Here is a 15,293-nt window from a genome sequence, read left to right on the forward strand (position 1 = left end):
GGGCCCCGGCCGGCGCCCGCCGGCGGTGGTTCGGGGGGGGCCCCCCCCCGCGGCAACCGGCCCCTTCCCCCCCCCCCCCCCGGGGGCCCCCCCCATCGGGGGGTGCCCACGCCCGGTCGTTTTCGAGCTACCGGCAGTTCGGCTGTCGGCAAACTCGCGGCGTGATGATCTGCCGGCGCGATCCGGACGGCCTGAAATCCGGACGGGTGATAGCTCTCGGCGGTACGGTTCTGTCGAGTTGATCGACAGAGGTGGGCTGTGCACAACGCGGGTATCTCCCGACGCGCGATGTTCGGCGTCGGCACCGCGCTCGCGATGGGCTTTCTCGCGGGATGCAGTGTGGCACAAGGAGATTCGGCCGCGCCGCAGGTGCAGGACGACATCGCGCCTGTTCGCCCGATCTCGAATGTCATACCCCCACCCCCGGTCTCCCCCGCCGCTGTCGCCGCCCGGCACGCCGGCGCGCGCCCGCAGTCATGGGGCGTGGAGCTGGCGGGCATCACCAGCAGCTTCCCCGTATCCGGCAAACAGTTCGCGCTCACGTTCGACGCGTGCGGCGGTCCCGGCAACAGTGAGATCGACCAGGCCCTGATCGACCTGCTCACCGCCGAGCAGATCCCGGCCACCCTGTTCCTCAACAAACGCTGGGTCGACGCCGACCCGGCGCGGGTGCGGCGACTCGCGGCGAATCCGCTGTTCGAACTGGCCAATCACGGTAGCGCGCACAAGCCCCTCTCGGTGTCCGGGCGGTCCGTCTACCGGGTCGCGGGCACCGCCTCCGCCGAGGAGGCCGCCTACGAGGTCTGGGACAACCATCAGCGGATCATCGAGCTCACCGGCCGCGCACCGCGATTCTTTCGCGCGGGCACCGCGCACTACGACGAGGTGGCCGTCGCGGTCGTGCACGAATTGGGCGAGATCCCACTGGGTTTCACCGTCAATGCCGACTTCGGGGCGACCGCGTCGGCGGCACAGGTGCAGCGGGCGATGAGCGCGGCCACTCCCGGCGGCATCGCGCTCGCGCATATGCACCGTCCCCGATCGGGGACCGCGGCCGGGATGGCCGCGGCGCTACCGGCCCTGCGGGCAGCGGGCTTCACGTTCGTCCACTTGTAGCGCAGCTGCGGCGCTCAGCGCGTCAGCGCCGCGAAATCGATCGCGACCGAGGCCCCCCGGTCGACGGTGAAGAACGCTGCCGCCAAGCGCGTACCGAGTTCGATCTGCCCGACCGCCGAGAGCGGCACCGGCTGGATCAACCGCACCCGCCACGGCAACGGCTCGTCCCAGGCCCGCATCTCCAGATCGAGCCGGAGCACCGGATCGTCGCGCCCGGTGTAATCAGCGGCGATCGGCGCCACCGCGAGCACCGTCGCCTCGGCCCGCCGACCGTTCGCCAAGATCTTGGCCGCTGCCTTGCGCCCCGACTCCGGTACCTCGGGCACGAACAGCACCACTCGCTCCCGGTCCCCCGGATCTACTCGACAACCGACCACGTCGCCGGTCTGCATCCACTCCAGATCCTGGCTACGCACCCGCTGCCGGACCCGCGCGTCGTAGGCCAGTTCCCCCGGCACCGCCACCCGCACGCTGAACCGATAGCCACCCTCCCCCCGGCGCGTCCGGACCGACAGCACGCTCGCCATCGCGGGCAGCCCCCTGATCAGCAGTTCCCGCCGCGCTCCCTCGGACAGCAATCCCGGCCGCCGCCCGAAAGCCCACACACACCGGTCGAGCAGGGTCCGACCCGAGTCGGCCACAACGAGGCTCATGGCAGAAGGGTAATGCGAACGCCCTTCGCGCAAGGGCAAATTCCCCGCACTCACCGCGGCCGCGTGGTCAGCCGAGGGCGGCGATCCCGGCGAGGATGAAATCGATTCCGGCGAGGAATTGTTCGCGATCGTCGTGCTCGCGCAGCTGCTCGGCGATCTGGTGGGCGAACGGGAATTGCGCCGGATCGTGCTGTGTCCAGCGGGCGGCGACGGCCCCGCGGAAAGCCGAGCGGTCTCCCTCGTGCGCGTCGAGCCGAGCGTTCGCCGCGTTCTGCCCGGCGACGCCGAGGATGTAGTTCACCAGCGCGGACGCGGCATAGAACAGCGACCGCTCGGGGACGCCGAGTATCCGCAACTGCGCGCCGACCCGCTCATAGATCTTCAGCATCGCCAGCTGCCACGGCTCCCGGACGAGCTGGGCGCCCACCCATGGGTGGGCGTCGATCGCGTCGAACATCCCGAGCGCGACGGCACGGATCGCGGTGAAGGGCTCCACGTTGCCGTCCGTGCTCGCGAGGACACGGGCGATGACGTCGTCGGACGCGGCGACGAGCAGGTCGCTCTTGTTCTCGACATGCCAGTAGATCGCCCCGCTGCCGGTCTCCAGCCGCGAGGCCAGCGCACGGAAGGTGAGCGCGCGCTCGCCGCCGGCGTCGAGGATCTCGATCGCGGCGTCGACGATCCGCTGCTTCGACAGCGCGTCGGCGCGCCGGGTCCGCTGGGTGTGTGTCGCCATGCACACCATCTTGACACTTCTGGAACACCGTTCCACACTCGCCCCCGCAGTGTCACCCTGCTCGGCGACGCCGCGCACCTGGCACCGCCCACCCTCGACCTGTGTATCGCCGACAGCGCGCCGTTCGGGCTGGCCGACTTCATGACCGGCGTGCGCTGAGGATCGGCGGCGAACGCGAGTGGGCCGTCTCACAGCCACTTCCCGACCCGCCCCCGTGCGCGTACGAGCTTCGGCCGACCACTAAACTCGCCCCCATGACCAGTGCGTTCCCGACAATTCCCGCTGACCTCAAGCCCGCCGACGGACGGTTCGGCTGCGGCCCCTCCAAGGTCCGCCCGGAGCAGCTGCAGTCCCTGGTGACTGTCGGCGCCTCGGTCTTCGGTACCTCGCATCGCCAGAAGCCGGTCAAGGACGTGGTCGCCCGCGTTCGCAACGGCCTGCGTGACCTGTTCTCCCTGCCCGACGGCTACGAGGTCGTGCTCGGCAACGGTGGCACCACCGCGTTCTGGGATGCCGCCGCCTTCGGCCTGATCCGCGAGCGTTCGCTGCACCTGACCAACGGCGAGTTCTCCTCGAAGTTCGCCTCGGTGGCCAAGGGCAACCCCTTCATCGGCGACCCCATCGTCGTCAAGGCCGAGCCGGGCAGCGCGCCCGAGCCCGTGTCGGACCCCTCGGTCGACCTCATCGGCTGGGCCCACAACGAGACCTCCACCGGTGTGTCCATCCCCGTTTCGCGTCCGGTCGGTTCGGAGAACGCCCTCATCGCCATCGACGCCACCTCCGGCGCGGGCGGTCTGCCGGTGAACATCGCCGACTCCGACGTGTACTACTTCGCCCCGCAGAAGTGCTTCGCCGCCGACGGTGGCCTGTGGATTGCGATCATGAGCCCGGCCGCGCTGGCCCGCGTCGCCGAGATCAAGGAATCGGGTCGCTGGACCCCGGAGTTCCTGTCGCTGCCGATCGCGGTCGACAACTCCTCCAAGGACCAGACCTACAACACCCCGGCGCTGGCCACCCTGCTGCTGTTCGCCGACCAGATCGAGTGGATGAACGCCAACGGCGGCCTCGACTGGACCGTGAAGCGCACCCTGGACTCGTCCTCGCGGCTGTACTCGTGGGCCGAGTCGAGCTCCTTCGCCACCCCGTACGTGTCGGACCCCGCGCACCGCTCGCAGGTCGTGGGCACCATCGACTTCGACGACGCGGTCGACGCGGCCCAGGTCGCCAAGATCCTGCGCGCCAACGGCATCGTCGACACCGAGCCCTACCGTAAGCTGGGCCGTAACCAGCTGCGTGTGGGCATGTTCCCGGCGATCGACCCGGAAGATGTTTCGCAGCTGACCCGTTCGATCGACTGGGTCGTCGGTCAGCTCTGAGATAAGACCGACATCGGGCCGGTGTGCGGCGAACTCTTTCGGTTCGCGGCACACCGGCCCTTCTTTGCCATGACTGCACACATTCGCAATATTCGCCGAGTTTCGACAGATCTCGGTACCGAGATTTGATGTTGATCTATCACCAAAACGCCTGTACACAAGCGGAATTCGTACGGTGAGCCGCTCAGATTAGCCCCCTGGGCAGCCAAGGCGTGCGATTTAAGTCGTGCGTGTCTGCTGCGGCGGCCAAGTAATGTGCACTACTGTCTAGGAAAGTGGGCGGTGTCGTAGCCGACGCGATAGGGAGGTAACGGTGCGTGAACTTCGAGTGATCGGGGTGACGCCCGACTCCACGCACATCGTGTGCAGCGACACCGAGTCCGGTACCAAGTTCCGGTTGCCCGCCGACGACAAGCTCCGCGCGGCGGCGCGCGGCGACCTCGCACGATTCGGCCAGATCGAGATCGAAACGGAGGCGACTATGCGTCCTCGCGATATTCAGGCCCGTATTCGCGCTGGAGCGTCCGTCGAGCAGGTCACGGCAGAGTCCGGCATGCCGGAATCCAAAGTCGAACGATTCGCCTACCCCGTCTTGCTCGAGCGTGCGCGCGCCGCCGAATTGGCGCAGAAGGCGCACCCGGTGCGGCCCGACGGCCCCTCGGTGGAAACGCTGCACGAGATCGTCACGGCGGCCTTCGCCGAGCGCGGCCACACCATCGAGCAGGCCGAGTGGGACGCCTGGAAAGACGAAAAGGGTTTCTGGGTCGCCCAATTGCAGTGGCGCCACGGTCACTCCGAGATCGCCGCGCACTGGCGCTACCAGCCCGACGCGCACGGCGGCTCGGTGTCCCCGCTCGACGACCCGGCCAACGACCTGATCGATCCCGACTTCGGCCGCGCGCTGCGTGGGCTGGCGACGATCCTGCCCACGCCGGTCCCTGCCGCCTCGCCGGTGCTCGAACCGCCCACCCCGGTGGAGCCGCGCCCGCGCGAGCAGATCGCCGCACCCGCCGCGCGTCCGCAGAGTCGTCCGGCACCGAACGTCGACGAGTACTACGAACCGCGTCAGGTCGCGGCAGGCGGTGGGACGGCGGCGATTCCGGCCGCGCCCATCCCCGCGGCACCGATCCCCGCCACGCCGATCCCGGCTGCGCCGAAACCCGCCGCACCGAAGCCCGCTGTTCCCGCCACGCCGAGCCAGCCTGCGGCCCAAGCGGAGAAGCCCGCCGAGGAGCCGGTCGCCGAGAAGCCCGCACCGAAGCCCGCGCGCACCAAGCGCGGCAAGGCGCCCATGCCTTCATGGGAAGACGTCCTGTTGGGCGTACGCAGCTCCGGCAACTGAAAGCATGCGGACGGTCCGGGGCCCGGTCGCCATATCGCGCAAGAACATGGGTAACTCGTCGGGAACGAACTGACGTACCACGTCCGCCAACCGTCAGCCGCCGACCCCGTCGAGCCACCCACCTGAGTCTGGCTTGAATACCCGGAGAGGCGGGACAGTGGCTTCTACGCTCTGGTATGTCGATACGCCTGATCCGGTGGCGGTGCTGACCGGGACTATCGAATCCGATCCTGTCGCGGCGGCGGCGTTGGCCGGGCAGCTGTACGGCGACCACGACGTTCGCCCGCACATGGTCGGGACGCTGGCCGGGTGCGCCGCTCCGGATCGGGACGAGGTCTATATCGGGTGCTACCCCGGGTTGACCGTGGTGTGCACGGCCGAGGCCGCGCTGGTTCATCCGACGAAGCTGCCCGATCTGCTGGTGCGCCCGCTCGCTTCCGAGCACACCTATCTCGTGTCCTACGACGCGACACTGCACTGGGGTGCGTTCGCGCATTGGGAGCGTGGGGAGTTCCGGCGCTCGTTCAGTTCCACCCGGGTGGACATTCTCGAGAACGAAGGGCTTCCGATGGTCTGGGAGCGCACCTTCTGGGCGGGTGAGCATCCGGTGCCATGGCGGGGTTCGGACCATCCCGAACCGCAGTCGCTGCCGTTCGATCCACCGGATTTCGCCGACGCCGCCAATGACGAATGGCTCGGTTTCCGCTACCTGGCACCGGCGTCTTCCGGCCGACTTGCCCCCGGCGACCTGGCGGTCTGCGGTTTCACGCTGTATCCGAAAGGCCAGGCCCCTGAGCAGAAACGCGCGCCGGTCGGTCGGCCCGGTGCGGCGACGCGGCGCAAGCGCGGTCTCTTCGGATGGCTGCGCAGTGCCGATCGGGTGGTGTGAGCCTCAGCTGAGCTGGTCGACGATCACCGCGATCCAGCCGAGCACCACCGCCCCGGCCGCACCGGCCAGCACCCACCGCACCACCGGTGTGAAGCGCCACCGCCACGCGGTCGGCGCCACCCCGACCGCCGCCACCACGTTCACCGCGATCGCCAGCAGCGGATTGACCGCGGCCAGCGCACATCCGAAGGCGTAGACCGCGACCCCGCCGAGCAGCGCGACCAGCACGACCACGGTGCCGCCGGCCGCCCACGGCACCGAATCCGCTTGCGCCCGATACGGTCCCTCACATTCCTGGCTCATGATGTGCGCACTCGTTCGTAGAACGCCATCGCCGCCGCGGTCGCGACGTTGAGCGAATCGGTGCCGGGTGACATCGGGATGCGCGCGCGAACATCGGTGGCGCGCATGGCTTCCTCGGTCAGGCCGGGCCCCTCGGCGCCGAGCAGCAGCGCCACCTTCTCCCCCGTCATCGCCGTCGCCAGATTCGCCGCCGCGGGGTTCGGTGTCAACGCGATGATCTGGAAACCCTTGTTCCGCAGCAGATCCAGGCTTTCCGGCCACTGTGGCAGTTGCGCGAAGGGCACCCGGAGCACATGCCCCATCGACACCCGTACCGCCCGCCGATAGAGCGGATCGGCGCACCGGTCGCCGAACAGCACCGCGTCCGCGCCGAGCCCGGCGGCGTTGCGGAACATCGAACCCAGGTTCTCGTGGTCGTTGACCCCTTCCAGGACCGCTACCGTGCGGGCGCCGTCGAGCACCTCGTCGACGGTGAGCTCCGCCGGACGCGGCGCCACGGCGAGTACCCCGCGATTGAGATGGAAGCCGACCACCTCGGCCATCACCTCCGCGCTCGCGCGGTAGTACGGCAGATCGCGATCGGCGAGATCGCCGGCGAGGGTCTCGAAGCGCTTCCCGACACCGAGCAGGGCGCTCGGGGCGAACCGTGAGTCGAGCATTCGCTGCACCACCACTACGCCCTCGGCGATGACCAGGCCTTTTCGGCCCGGCAGGTCCGGCCTGCGGTCGGCATTGGACAGGTCACGGAAGTCGTCGACGCGCGGGTCGGTGGGGTCGTCGATATCGATCACTTCGGCCACCGGCTAATCCTGGCATGCTGGAAGCATGAAGATTGTCCAGTTGATCTTGAACGTGCTGTGGGTGGTGCTGTGCGGGTTCTGGATGGCGCTGGGGTACCTGCTCGCGGCACTGATCTGTTTCATCCTGATCGTCACCATCCCGTTCGGCATCGCCTCACTACGCCTGGCCGGGTACGTGCTGTGGCCGTTCGGCCGCACAGTCGTCGACAAACCCGGCGCGGGCGCGGGCTCGCTGATCGGCAATGTGATCTGGTTCGTCTTCGCGGGCTGGTGGCTGGCGCTCGGGCATGTGTTCACCAGCATCGCGCTGGCGGTGACGATCATCGGCCTGCCGTTCGCCTGGGCGAATCTCAAGCTGGTACCGCTGTCGCTGTTCCCGCTCGGCCATGAGGTGGTCTCGGCCGACGCGGTGCGGCCATCGAGCTGATCACTCCGATTCGGCGACGATCTGGTTCATGATGCCGACGGCTTCCCCGAGCACCGCGATCTGCTCGGGGCGCAGTCCGGCGAGCTGACCGGTCATCCACACTTCGCGGGCATTGGTCTCGTCGGCGATCAGCGCGCGACCGGCGGGCGAGAGCGAGACGATGATCTGCCTGCCGTCGGTCGGGTGCGGACGGCGCTGGACCAGGGAGAGATCGGCGAGCGAGGCGATGACCCGGGTCATCGACGGTGGTTGCACGCGTTCTTTGCCTGCCAGCGCGCCGGGCGTCATCGCGCCATCACGGGCCAGCGTCGCCAGAGCCGACAGCTGAGTAAGCGAGATCTGCGCATCGGAACGGCGTCCGCGCAGGTGTCTCGTGAGCCGCACGACGGCCAGTGAAAGATCACCGGCCAGGGCACGGACGTCCGATGGCATTGTCACAGTGCAGAACTCTACGGTAAATCCGGCTGGGCTGACGGGTTTCACACGGCTACTGTTTGGGTATGGACGCCGGACCTGTCAGTCCCGAGATACCTCAACTGCCCCGAATCCTGGTCGACCCACGCCCTGTTGTGCTGGGTGGCTTCGCCCTGTGGGTCATCGCGACCGTGGTCGTGTGGATGAACGCGAGCTGGGCCGATGCCCGCCCGGTGTGCCTGATGGGGCTCGTGGTGGGCGTGCTGGGGTCGTCGATCTTCCTCGCGCAGCGGCGTTCCGCGCGACGCGGCGACAAGGGCGCCCAGGTGGGCCTGGACACCGACTAGCTCACCGCGAATTCGGCGCTGGTTCCGGTGACGGGGCGAAGCGTGCCGTCGGCGCCCAGTGCGTCGGCGTAGTGCACGAATCGGTGCACGCCGGGTTCGGCCGTCGCGGGGATATCCCAGGTGAAGCGGGCGATCGAGACCGCGCCGCCCGCTGTGCGCCAGTGGAAGCGGACGTCCCATTCCCCTTCGTTGGCCACTCGATCCCAGCCCGCCGCGGTCTTTCGCTGCACGTGCAGGAAGGTGTCACCGCGGCGCGGATTGTGTTTGGGGTGGGCCGAGACGAATTCGACAGCCGCCTGTTCGCCGCGTCGACAGGCCGACGGCTGGACCAGGACATCACCGAAAGCGCGGCCCGGCGGAGTCGCGTCAGGTCCCGGCGCCGCGGCGAAGTTCGGTTGCAACGCGGAGACATCGCGCGGCGCCGGACCGCGCCCGACCGGCTGCCCCGCCCCGAACGCCTCCGCCAGCTTGGTGAATTCCTGCACATACCCGCACAGCGTGTAGCGGCCGAACAACGTCGAAGCGCCCTCGTACTGCTGCGAGTCGTATTCCTCCGGAGTGGTGACGTATTCGTGGTAGCTGTTCGAATAGCCCTGTAGCAGCACCTGTTCCAGCTCGACGCCGAGCACCGCCGCCACCGCGCGCCGCACGCGCAGCCCGGCGACGATCGTGAATTCCGCGCCCGCGGCGGCCAGATACAGGCCACCGATGCGAATCAGCTGGATCGGCACCACATTCGGCACCCACGGAACGGGCGGCATCAGCCCGAGCGGGGCGAAGATCGCCTTGGGGGCTTGGGCGTCGGCGAGCCAGGCGGGGTGCGGGTGGTCGATGCCGCCGAGGAAGTCGACCATCGGGTTGCGCACACCTTCGGGAATCGGGCCGCCGGGCAGGCCGGGGCCGTCCTCGACGCTGCCCGCCGCCAGCGAGACGCCCGCCGCGGCCGGGGAGGTGCGGCGCGGGGCGCCGTCGGGAGTGAAGCGGCCCTCGATCGTGAGCGCGGCGAGGTCGATGTAGCAGAGCATCGAGGCGACCTCGGCCTGCTGCGCGGCTGCCTGTGCCGCCGCCCTTTTCGCCGCATGGTGCTGGCGTTCGCCGAGGATTCTGGTGTTGTCGAACTCGTCGGCGGTCGGCCCGTGGCCGGGCGTGAGGTCGAGATTGGGCGACATGTCACCGGCGTTGGTCTGCGCGAACGCGGCGATGAAGCCGGCGCCGTCGAGGTGGCGGACGCCGTGCTCGAGGTATTCGGCGGCGTAGCTCGCGTAGCCCTTGTTGTCGGAGCTGATCAGGCGGTTCGCGTTGGTCATCGAGGTGTTGTGGGTGGCGAACCAGGTGAGCGCGCCGACCTGACGACCTTTTCTGGCGAACACCAACGTGGTCACCGCGGGGTCGATCGCCTCGGGGAAGACCGCGCGATCGGCGGCCGGATTGCGGTCGAAGGCCACCCGCGAGCGGTTCACGCTGGCGTCGTGCAGTTCCGCGCGACCCAGGCTGATGGCGCCCGGCGCGAAGTCCGCGTCGGCCGCGACGATCGCCTCGACGATTCCGTCGACCTCGGCGTCGAAGACCTGCTGCTGAAATCCCAGCGTCGCCAGCGTGTAGGCGTAGTCGTGGGCGGAACCGCCACAACCGGCGTGGGTGTGCGTGGAGGTGAGAACGACATTTCGTTCGGAATACCGGTCACCGAAACGGCGGGCGAGCGCGAGCAGCACCGCGCCGTGGACCGAGCCGAACACCGCGCCGTTCTCCACCGCGACGAACGCGATCCGAAATCCGCGCGCACCGATCACGAACGCACGGGTGCGCGGGCGCAGATGAATTCCCGCCGTTGTCTGTTCGAGTTGGGAGTAGCCCATCATGCCGCATTCCGCGGCCGGGCCCGTGAGATCGGCGCTACCGAGCCCGAATTCGAATCCCTCGGGATTCGCGCGTGCGACCGGCATTCCACTGTTCGACAGGACAGGCAGGGCGGTGGCACCCAGTGCCGAGGCAGCGAGCATGGTGCGGCGGGACAGGGACATCGGACGACTCCTTCGCAACTTCCATTTCGGAGACAACCACATCAACTGGTCAAATGTCCAGGATTTTCTGGCGGACCGGCGAATTGACTGTTCGTGGCGTGGGCGCTTAACTCGCACAGTGTCCTCCCGATTGAGCGTCGAAGAACGACGAGCCCACCTGATCGAGGCAGCGATCGGTCTCGCCGAGAAAAAGGGCGTGGCGGGCGTGACCACGCGCGATGTCGCCCAAGCGGCGGGCGTCTCGCTAGGTGTGGTGCATTACTGTTTCGAAAACAAGGACGCGCTGATGACCGAGCTGGTCAAAGCGCTCTCGATGGAATTGCGCGATTCCGTCGATGCCGATGAAACGGTATGGGAAGACGCCGGAACAGGAAAAGAAGCACTTCAGAAATTGGTGCGCCGCGGTTTGGAACTGATGTGGCGCAACATCGAAGCCACTCCCGAACGGCAGTTGCTGACCTACGAAACCACCACCTACGCGCTGCGCGAGGGTGAGTCGACGCCGGCCAAACTCGCGATCGCCCGCGAGCAGTACGGGTTCAACGACAGCACCATCGCCGATGTGATCCACCATTGCAGCGAGGCGACCGAAACGCGGTGGAATACGCCGGTGACGACGCTGAGCCGGTTCATGCTCAATGTGATCGACGGGATCGTGCTGCGATGGCTGGTCGATGACGACAGCGAGTCCGTGCAGGTTCAGCTCGATCTGCTCGCCGAGATGATCGCCGCGCACGCGGAATAGGTCAGCCGCGCGGCACCTGTACGTGGGTGACGTTGCCCTCGCACCACCAGGGCACGTGGACAGTCCCCGAGATCGCCCCGCGCAGATGCACTTCGAGGGTTTCGTGCAGTACCAGCTCCCCGCTGACGTCCTGCGGCGACCACAGCTGCCGCAGCACCACACCCACGGGCTCCGCGGCCCAAGTACTCCAGCGGCCGGTGCCGAGCACCTCCGCGCTGACCTGCTCCGAGGTCAGCGGCAGATCCAGCAGGGTGGCCAGCGCCTCAGCGTGCGCGGTGTCGCCGACGACGAGGCGTTGCGGCGGGACGACGAGTCCGAAGCAGGGCTGGTCCAGGACCATGGCGGTACTCGCGTCGACGACGTCGCCGGACAGTGCGCGGATCTGCTCGGGGAGATCCAGTTCGCGCGGATCGAGGGCACCCGACGCGACCGCGGCGGCCAGACGTGCGTTGGTTCGGGTGATCACCTCGGGGGCAGGGGATTTCGACGGATCGGCCAGTGCGTCGAGGAGCTCCTCGGCCAGCTCGGCCGACATGATGTCGGGGCGGACGAGAGCGGGGCGAAGGGCATCGAGGTCGGAGCCTTCGATGCCGATCGCCGCGAACACCGGTAGGAGACCGTCGAATTCGTTGTCGTCGGGGTGGTGGAGCCGGCCCAGCGGGACGCCGTCGATGTGGGCGTGGCGGTGCAGCCACCAGGCGGTGTAGCCGTCGCGATCGGCGAGCAGGGCGCGGGTGCGCGGCTCGGACAGCAACTGGCGCAACGCCTCCGGCCAGCGGTCTTCGTCGACCAGGTCGAGGTCGCGTACCGCGGTGAGCTCGCGGGGATCGTCGGAAAGGCTGTTCCACCAATCCTGTTCGTCGTCGAGGTCGTGATCGGGGCCGGTGGGTTCCGGATCGGTGAGCACCGCGAAACCCCAGCCGACACCGATCGCGCGCAGGGCCTGCTCGCCGTACTCCGCGACGGCCGCATCGGCGACGGTGCCGAAGGGCGCGTCGGCCGCCAGGACCCCGGCCAGCGGCGCACCGGGTAGCAGCAGCTCGTCGGCGGGGCTCAGTTCGCCTGTGTCGTTGGGCAATTCGAGTAGTCCGAGCCAGTCGGGCAGCGAGCCATGAGAGGCGAAGGGAGCCAGCCGCAGGACCGCGGCGACCGTGTCCGGGTCGGCCGGATCGTGCTCGAGCAGGTCGCGCAGCGCCGGGTCGGTGAGCAGGTCGTCCGAACTCGCGCTGCGGGCCCCCAGCCGACCGAGCAGCGGGTGTGTGGCGTCCGGGTGCACCAGGCGCGCCCAGTGCACCGGCACGGCCACCGTGAGCTGATCATCGAGCACCACGGTCCGCGGCCCGGTGACCAGCCGTCCGTCGGTGAGCGGCACGGCCAGGGCGCCGAATTCCTCGGCCGTCCTGGTATCGACGACGAATGGTTCCAGGGCGGCGTAGAACCGCCGCCACCACCGTGGTTGGCGTTCCAGTCCGCTCGACAGCTCGGCCACCGCGGCCGGGCCGAGCCGATGGACGTCGAGGACCGCCAGCTTGTCCTGACCGGCACGGCCGGACAGCTCCGGAATCACCAGCGGTCCGGTGATCTCGGCCAGGATCACGGCCAATTCCGGTGTGAGATCGGGGAATACGCTCGCGCGGGTCGGTGTGCTGCACGGTGCGTCCGCTGCGGCCGGTTCGTAGACGGGCTCATCCGACGCGAAAGGGTCGCTGTGTGGAGCGAATTCGTTCGCGAGGCGTCCGTCGCTGCCGGGCGCTTCGGATTCGTCGGATGCGAAGAGAGCCGCCAGATCCGGCAGGCCCTCCGGGGCCGACGCGCCACGGGCCGATCGTGTCGCGAGCCGCTCGCCGGGGCTCCCGGGTTCTTCCAACGCGAAGAGATCCTCGAAGTCGGGAGCGTTGTCCGGCGCGGCGCCGCTCGGGCGCAGGTCCGAGGAGTCAGCGAGGTCGGCTACGGCGATGTCGCGCGTGGCGCACACCGGGAGCCAAGGGTGGGTGCGCAGTTCGGTGATGAGAGCTTCACGCAGGATCGCGTCCGCTTCGCTGCGGGCGAAGCCGGGCGTCGGGACCAGGACGAGGCGGTCGCGAGGTGGGAGCGCGCGGGCGAAATCCGCGTAACCCGTGGTCAATTCGGTGAGGCGGGCACCGGGGAGGAGGCGGCGGCGGTCTGGTTGCATCGGGATATCGGCGACCAGGATCGCGGGGAGGGAGAGTTCCTCGTCGGACCGAGTGGGCGCGCGCAGGACGTCCGGGGCAGTCGCGACGGGGCGGCCATGACGGAGTGGAAGTAGCCAGCGGGCTCTGGGAGTGCGGTACTGCCACCACGCTCGGCGTACGCCGGAGGGGAGGGTGATCGTCAGCTGAGAAAGAGTCCCGGGCGCGTCAGCACCGTGCACGCTGGCGCCGGGCTCGTTGACGCCGGGCTCGTTGACGCCGGGCTCGCTGACGCCGGGCACGCTGACGCCGGGCACGCTGACGCCGGGCACGCTGACGCCGGGCACGCTGACGCCGGGCACGCTGACGCCGAACTCGCTGACGCCGGGCACGTTGACGCCGGGCACGCTGGCGCCGAACTCGCTGACGCCGGGCACGCTAACGCCGAACTCGCTGGCACCGAACTCGTCGACGACGATGGAGCCGTCGGCTGCTGTTGTGGCGTCGGCATCGCCGCCGTCGCTGGCATCGGGGGCGCTGACGGCATCGGCGATGGTGGTGGCAGCGGCGGCGGTCGGTCGTGTGGCGCCGGAACGGATGGCCTCGAGCGGCTGGTCCTGGGCGGCGAGGATCGTTACCGCGCTGGTGAATCGGTCGGTTTCGATTCGGATGCGCTGGAGCGCCGGTAGTTCCAGGAGGAGGTCGGGGGCCTCGGCACGCATGGAATCGAGGAGGGCCTCGGGATCGATGTCGTCGCGCAGGTGCACGACGATTTCGGTGTCGGTGCCGGTGAGTGGGGTGGTGGGCACCGGCCAGGCCAGCCGCAGGACCGGGGGCGCGATGGTCGTGAGGTCGTCGGGGATGCCGATTCCGGTGTCGTGCAGGGCGTTCAGCGTGGCGACGCGGGAGAAGCGCAGGGATCCGGTCGTCGAGCGGACCTCGATCTCGTCTCCCACGGACCGCACCGCGGTGAAGCCGACACCGAAGCGACCCACCTGGGCGGCGCCTGCCTTGCCGGAGGCACGCAGTGCCGTCAGCGCGTGCACTCCGGAAACACTCAGCGGCGCGCCGGTATTCGCGACGTGCAGCCGCCCGTCCAGCACCCGCACGATCAGCTCACCCGCGACACCGGCCTTCGCGGCGGCGTCGGCCGCGTTCTGCGCGAGCTCGGTGAACAACCGATCCCGGTAGCCCGCGGCCACCAGATCCGCCTCGCTGGCGCTGTCCTCGCGCAACCGCGTCGGCGAATCCCGCCACGCGGCAAGTACTCCGGCCCGCAGCTGCGCGGTACCGAACGGGTCCCCCGCTCCGTTCAGCGCGACACCGACGATCCGTGCTCACTCAGACCAGCCGATTGCGCCGCGTCACCGGATTCCGCACCGCCCGACACCGCGGCCTCGCCTTCGGCGGGCACATCGGCAGTCCCGGAGGAACCCTCCGCGCCCGACCCGGACTCGGCGGCAGATACGCCCTCGGCACCCGAAGTGTCTTCGACCTCGGATGCGCCCTCGGCGATCGGCGCCTCCCCAGCAACAGCTTCGGTCTCGGCGGCGGGTTCGGCCGAGACAGTCTCGGCGGAAACCTCGGTATCCGAAGTGATTTCGGCGGTGACGACCTCGTCGGCCGACTCCGGCAGCGTGCCCTCGGCGAGCGCGGAACGCTCCGCGACCACGGCGGCGACCGCCTCGGCCTCGGCGGTTTCCTGCTGATCGCCGGCCCGCTCCGCCGCAGCCTCACCGACCTCGGTCAACGCGTCAGCCGAACTCGGCTCGGCCTCGGCAGTTTCCTGCTGACCGCCGGCCCGCTCCGCCGCAGCCTCACCGACCTCAGGCGACGCGTCAGCCGAACTCGCCTCGGCATCCGCGGTTTCCTGCTGACCGCCGGCCCGCTCCGCCGCAGCCTCACCGACCTCAGGCGACGCGTCAGCCGAACTCGGCTCGGTGTCCGAGGTCGCCGGGACAGCGGCGACCGTTT

At 69.2% G+C, this 15,293-nt stretch carries 15 protein-coding genes; 8 read left to right on the top strand and 7 right to left on the bottom strand.

The window, feature by feature from the left end; genetic code table 11:
• Positions 1-258 precede the first annotated feature (258 nt).
• Positions 259-1,116, top strand: a complete 858-nt coding sequence (locus ACFWFP_RS15185; protein WP_379295405.1) for a polysaccharide deacetylase family protein — start codon at positions 259-261, stop codon at positions 1,114-1,116.
• Between the two features lie 14 nt (positions 1,117-1,130).
• On the opposite strand, the gene ACFWFP_RS15190 is transcribed toward ACFWFP_RS15185, so the two are convergent.
• Entirely contained in the window at positions 1,131-1,769 is a 639-nt protein-coding gene (locus tag ACFWFP_RS15190) for a hypothetical protein (RefSeq protein WP_379295407.1), read from the bottom strand.
• Between the two features lie 67 nt (positions 1,770-1,836).
• Positions 1,837-2,505: a TetR/AcrR family transcriptional regulator gene (locus ACFWFP_RS15195; protein ID WP_379295409.1), complete on the bottom strand. Its 669-nt coding sequence runs from the start codon at positions 2,503-2,505 to the stop codon at positions 1,837-1,839.
• Between ACFWFP_RS15195 and ACFWFP_RS15200 the strand changes: the two genes are divergently transcribed.
• The 4 genes from ACFWFP_RS15200 (at position 2,494) to ACFWFP_RS15215 (ending at position 6,112) form a co-directional block, all read left to right on the top strand.
• Positions 2,494-2,664: a hypothetical protein gene (locus tag ACFWFP_RS15200; RefSeq protein ID WP_379295411.1), complete on the top strand. Its 171-nt coding sequence runs from the start codon at positions 2,494-2,496 to the stop codon at positions 2,662-2,664. The two genes, ACFWFP_RS15195 and ACFWFP_RS15200, sit on opposite strands and share 12 nt — an antisense overlap.
• Before the next feature lie 95 nt (positions 2,665-2,759).
• Complete coding sequence (gene serC / locus ACFWFP_RS15205; protein WP_379295413.1) at positions 2,760-3,881, top strand: phosphoserine transaminase; 1,122 nt, start codon at positions 2,760-2,762, stop codon at positions 3,879-3,881.
• 313 nt (positions 3,882-4,194) lie between these two features.
• Positions 4,195-5,223: a septation protein SepH gene (gene sepH / locus ACFWFP_RS15210; RefSeq protein ID WP_379295415.1), complete on the top strand. Its 1,029-nt coding sequence runs from the start codon at positions 4,195-4,197 to the stop codon at positions 5,221-5,223.
• A gap of 157 nt (positions 5,224-5,380) precedes the next feature.
• Positions 5,381-6,112, top strand: a complete 732-nt coding sequence (locus ACFWFP_RS15215; RefSeq protein ID WP_379295417.1) for a DUF6928 family protein — start codon at positions 5,381-5,383, stop codon at positions 6,110-6,112.
• Between the two features lie 3 nt (positions 6,113-6,115).
• On the opposite strand, the gene ACFWFP_RS15220 is transcribed toward ACFWFP_RS15215, so the two are convergent.
• Together ACFWFP_RS15220 and ACFWFP_RS15225 are read right to left on the bottom strand one after the other, a co-directional pair.
• Positions 6,116-6,415, bottom strand: coding sequence for a DUF2537 domain-containing protein (locus tag ACFWFP_RS15220; RefSeq protein WP_379295419.1), 300 nt, complete (start codon positions 6,413-6,415; stop codon positions 6,116-6,118).
• Entirely contained in the window at positions 6,412-7,215 is an 804-nt protein-coding gene (locus ACFWFP_RS15225) for a TrmH family RNA methyltransferase (RefSeq protein ID WP_379295421.1), read from the bottom strand. The genes ACFWFP_RS15220 and ACFWFP_RS15225 overlap by 4 nt, the downstream gene beginning before the upstream one ends.
• A gap of 25 nt (positions 7,216-7,240) precedes the next feature.
• Here ACFWFP_RS15225 and ACFWFP_RS15230 point away from each other — a divergent pair, with 25 nt between their 5' ends.
• Positions 7,241-7,642, top strand: a complete 402-nt coding sequence (locus ACFWFP_RS15230) for a YccF domain-containing protein (RefSeq protein WP_379295423.1) — start codon at positions 7,241-7,243, stop codon at positions 7,640-7,642.
• On the opposite strand, the gene ACFWFP_RS15235 is transcribed toward ACFWFP_RS15230, so the two are convergent.
• Complete coding sequence (locus ACFWFP_RS15235) at positions 7,643-8,074, bottom strand: MarR family winged helix-turn-helix transcriptional regulator (RefSeq protein WP_379295987.1); 432 nt, start codon at positions 8,072-8,074, stop codon at positions 7,643-7,645. It lies immediately after the preceding gene.
• Between the two features lie 68 nt (positions 8,075-8,142).
• On the opposite strand from ACFWFP_RS15235, the gene ACFWFP_RS15240 reads away from it, so the two are divergent.
• Positions 8,143-8,403, top strand: coding sequence for a DUF2530 domain-containing protein (locus tag ACFWFP_RS15240; RefSeq protein WP_379295425.1), 261 nt, complete (start codon positions 8,143-8,145; stop codon positions 8,401-8,403).
• On the opposite strand, the gene ACFWFP_RS15245 is transcribed toward ACFWFP_RS15240, so the two are convergent.
• On the bottom strand, positions 8,400-10,424 hold the full coding sequence (locus ACFWFP_RS15245; protein WP_379295427.1) for a neutral/alkaline non-lysosomal ceramidase N-terminal domain-containing protein: 2,025 nt from the start codon (positions 10,422-10,424) through the stop codon (positions 8,400-8,402). The genes ACFWFP_RS15240 and ACFWFP_RS15245 overlap by 4 nt on opposite strands.
• Here ACFWFP_RS15245 and ACFWFP_RS15250 point away from each other — a divergent pair.
• Positions 10,402-11,169 carry a TetR/AcrR family transcriptional regulator gene (locus tag ACFWFP_RS15250; protein ID WP_379295429.1) on the top strand — a complete coding sequence of 256 codons (768 nt, stop codon included), beginning with the start codon at positions 10,402-10,404 and terminating at the stop codon, positions 11,167-11,169. The two genes, ACFWFP_RS15245 and ACFWFP_RS15250, sit on opposite strands and share 23 nt — an antisense overlap.
• 1 nt (position 11,170) lies before the next feature.
• Here the strand turns inward: ACFWFP_RS15250 and ACFWFP_RS15255 are convergent, their stop codons facing one another.
• Positions 11,171-14,635 carry a sacsin N-terminal ATP-binding-like domain-containing protein gene (locus ACFWFP_RS15255; protein ID WP_379295989.1) on the bottom strand — a complete coding sequence of 1,155 codons (3,465 nt, stop codon included), beginning with the start codon at positions 14,633-14,635 and terminating at the stop codon, positions 11,171-11,173.
• Positions 14,636-15,293 lie beyond the last annotated feature (658 nt).

Source organism: Nocardia sp. NPDC060249 (assembly GCF_042728755.1).
Taxonomy (GTDB): domain Bacteria; phylum Actinomycetota; class Actinomycetes; order Mycobacteriales; family Mycobacteriaceae; genus Nocardia.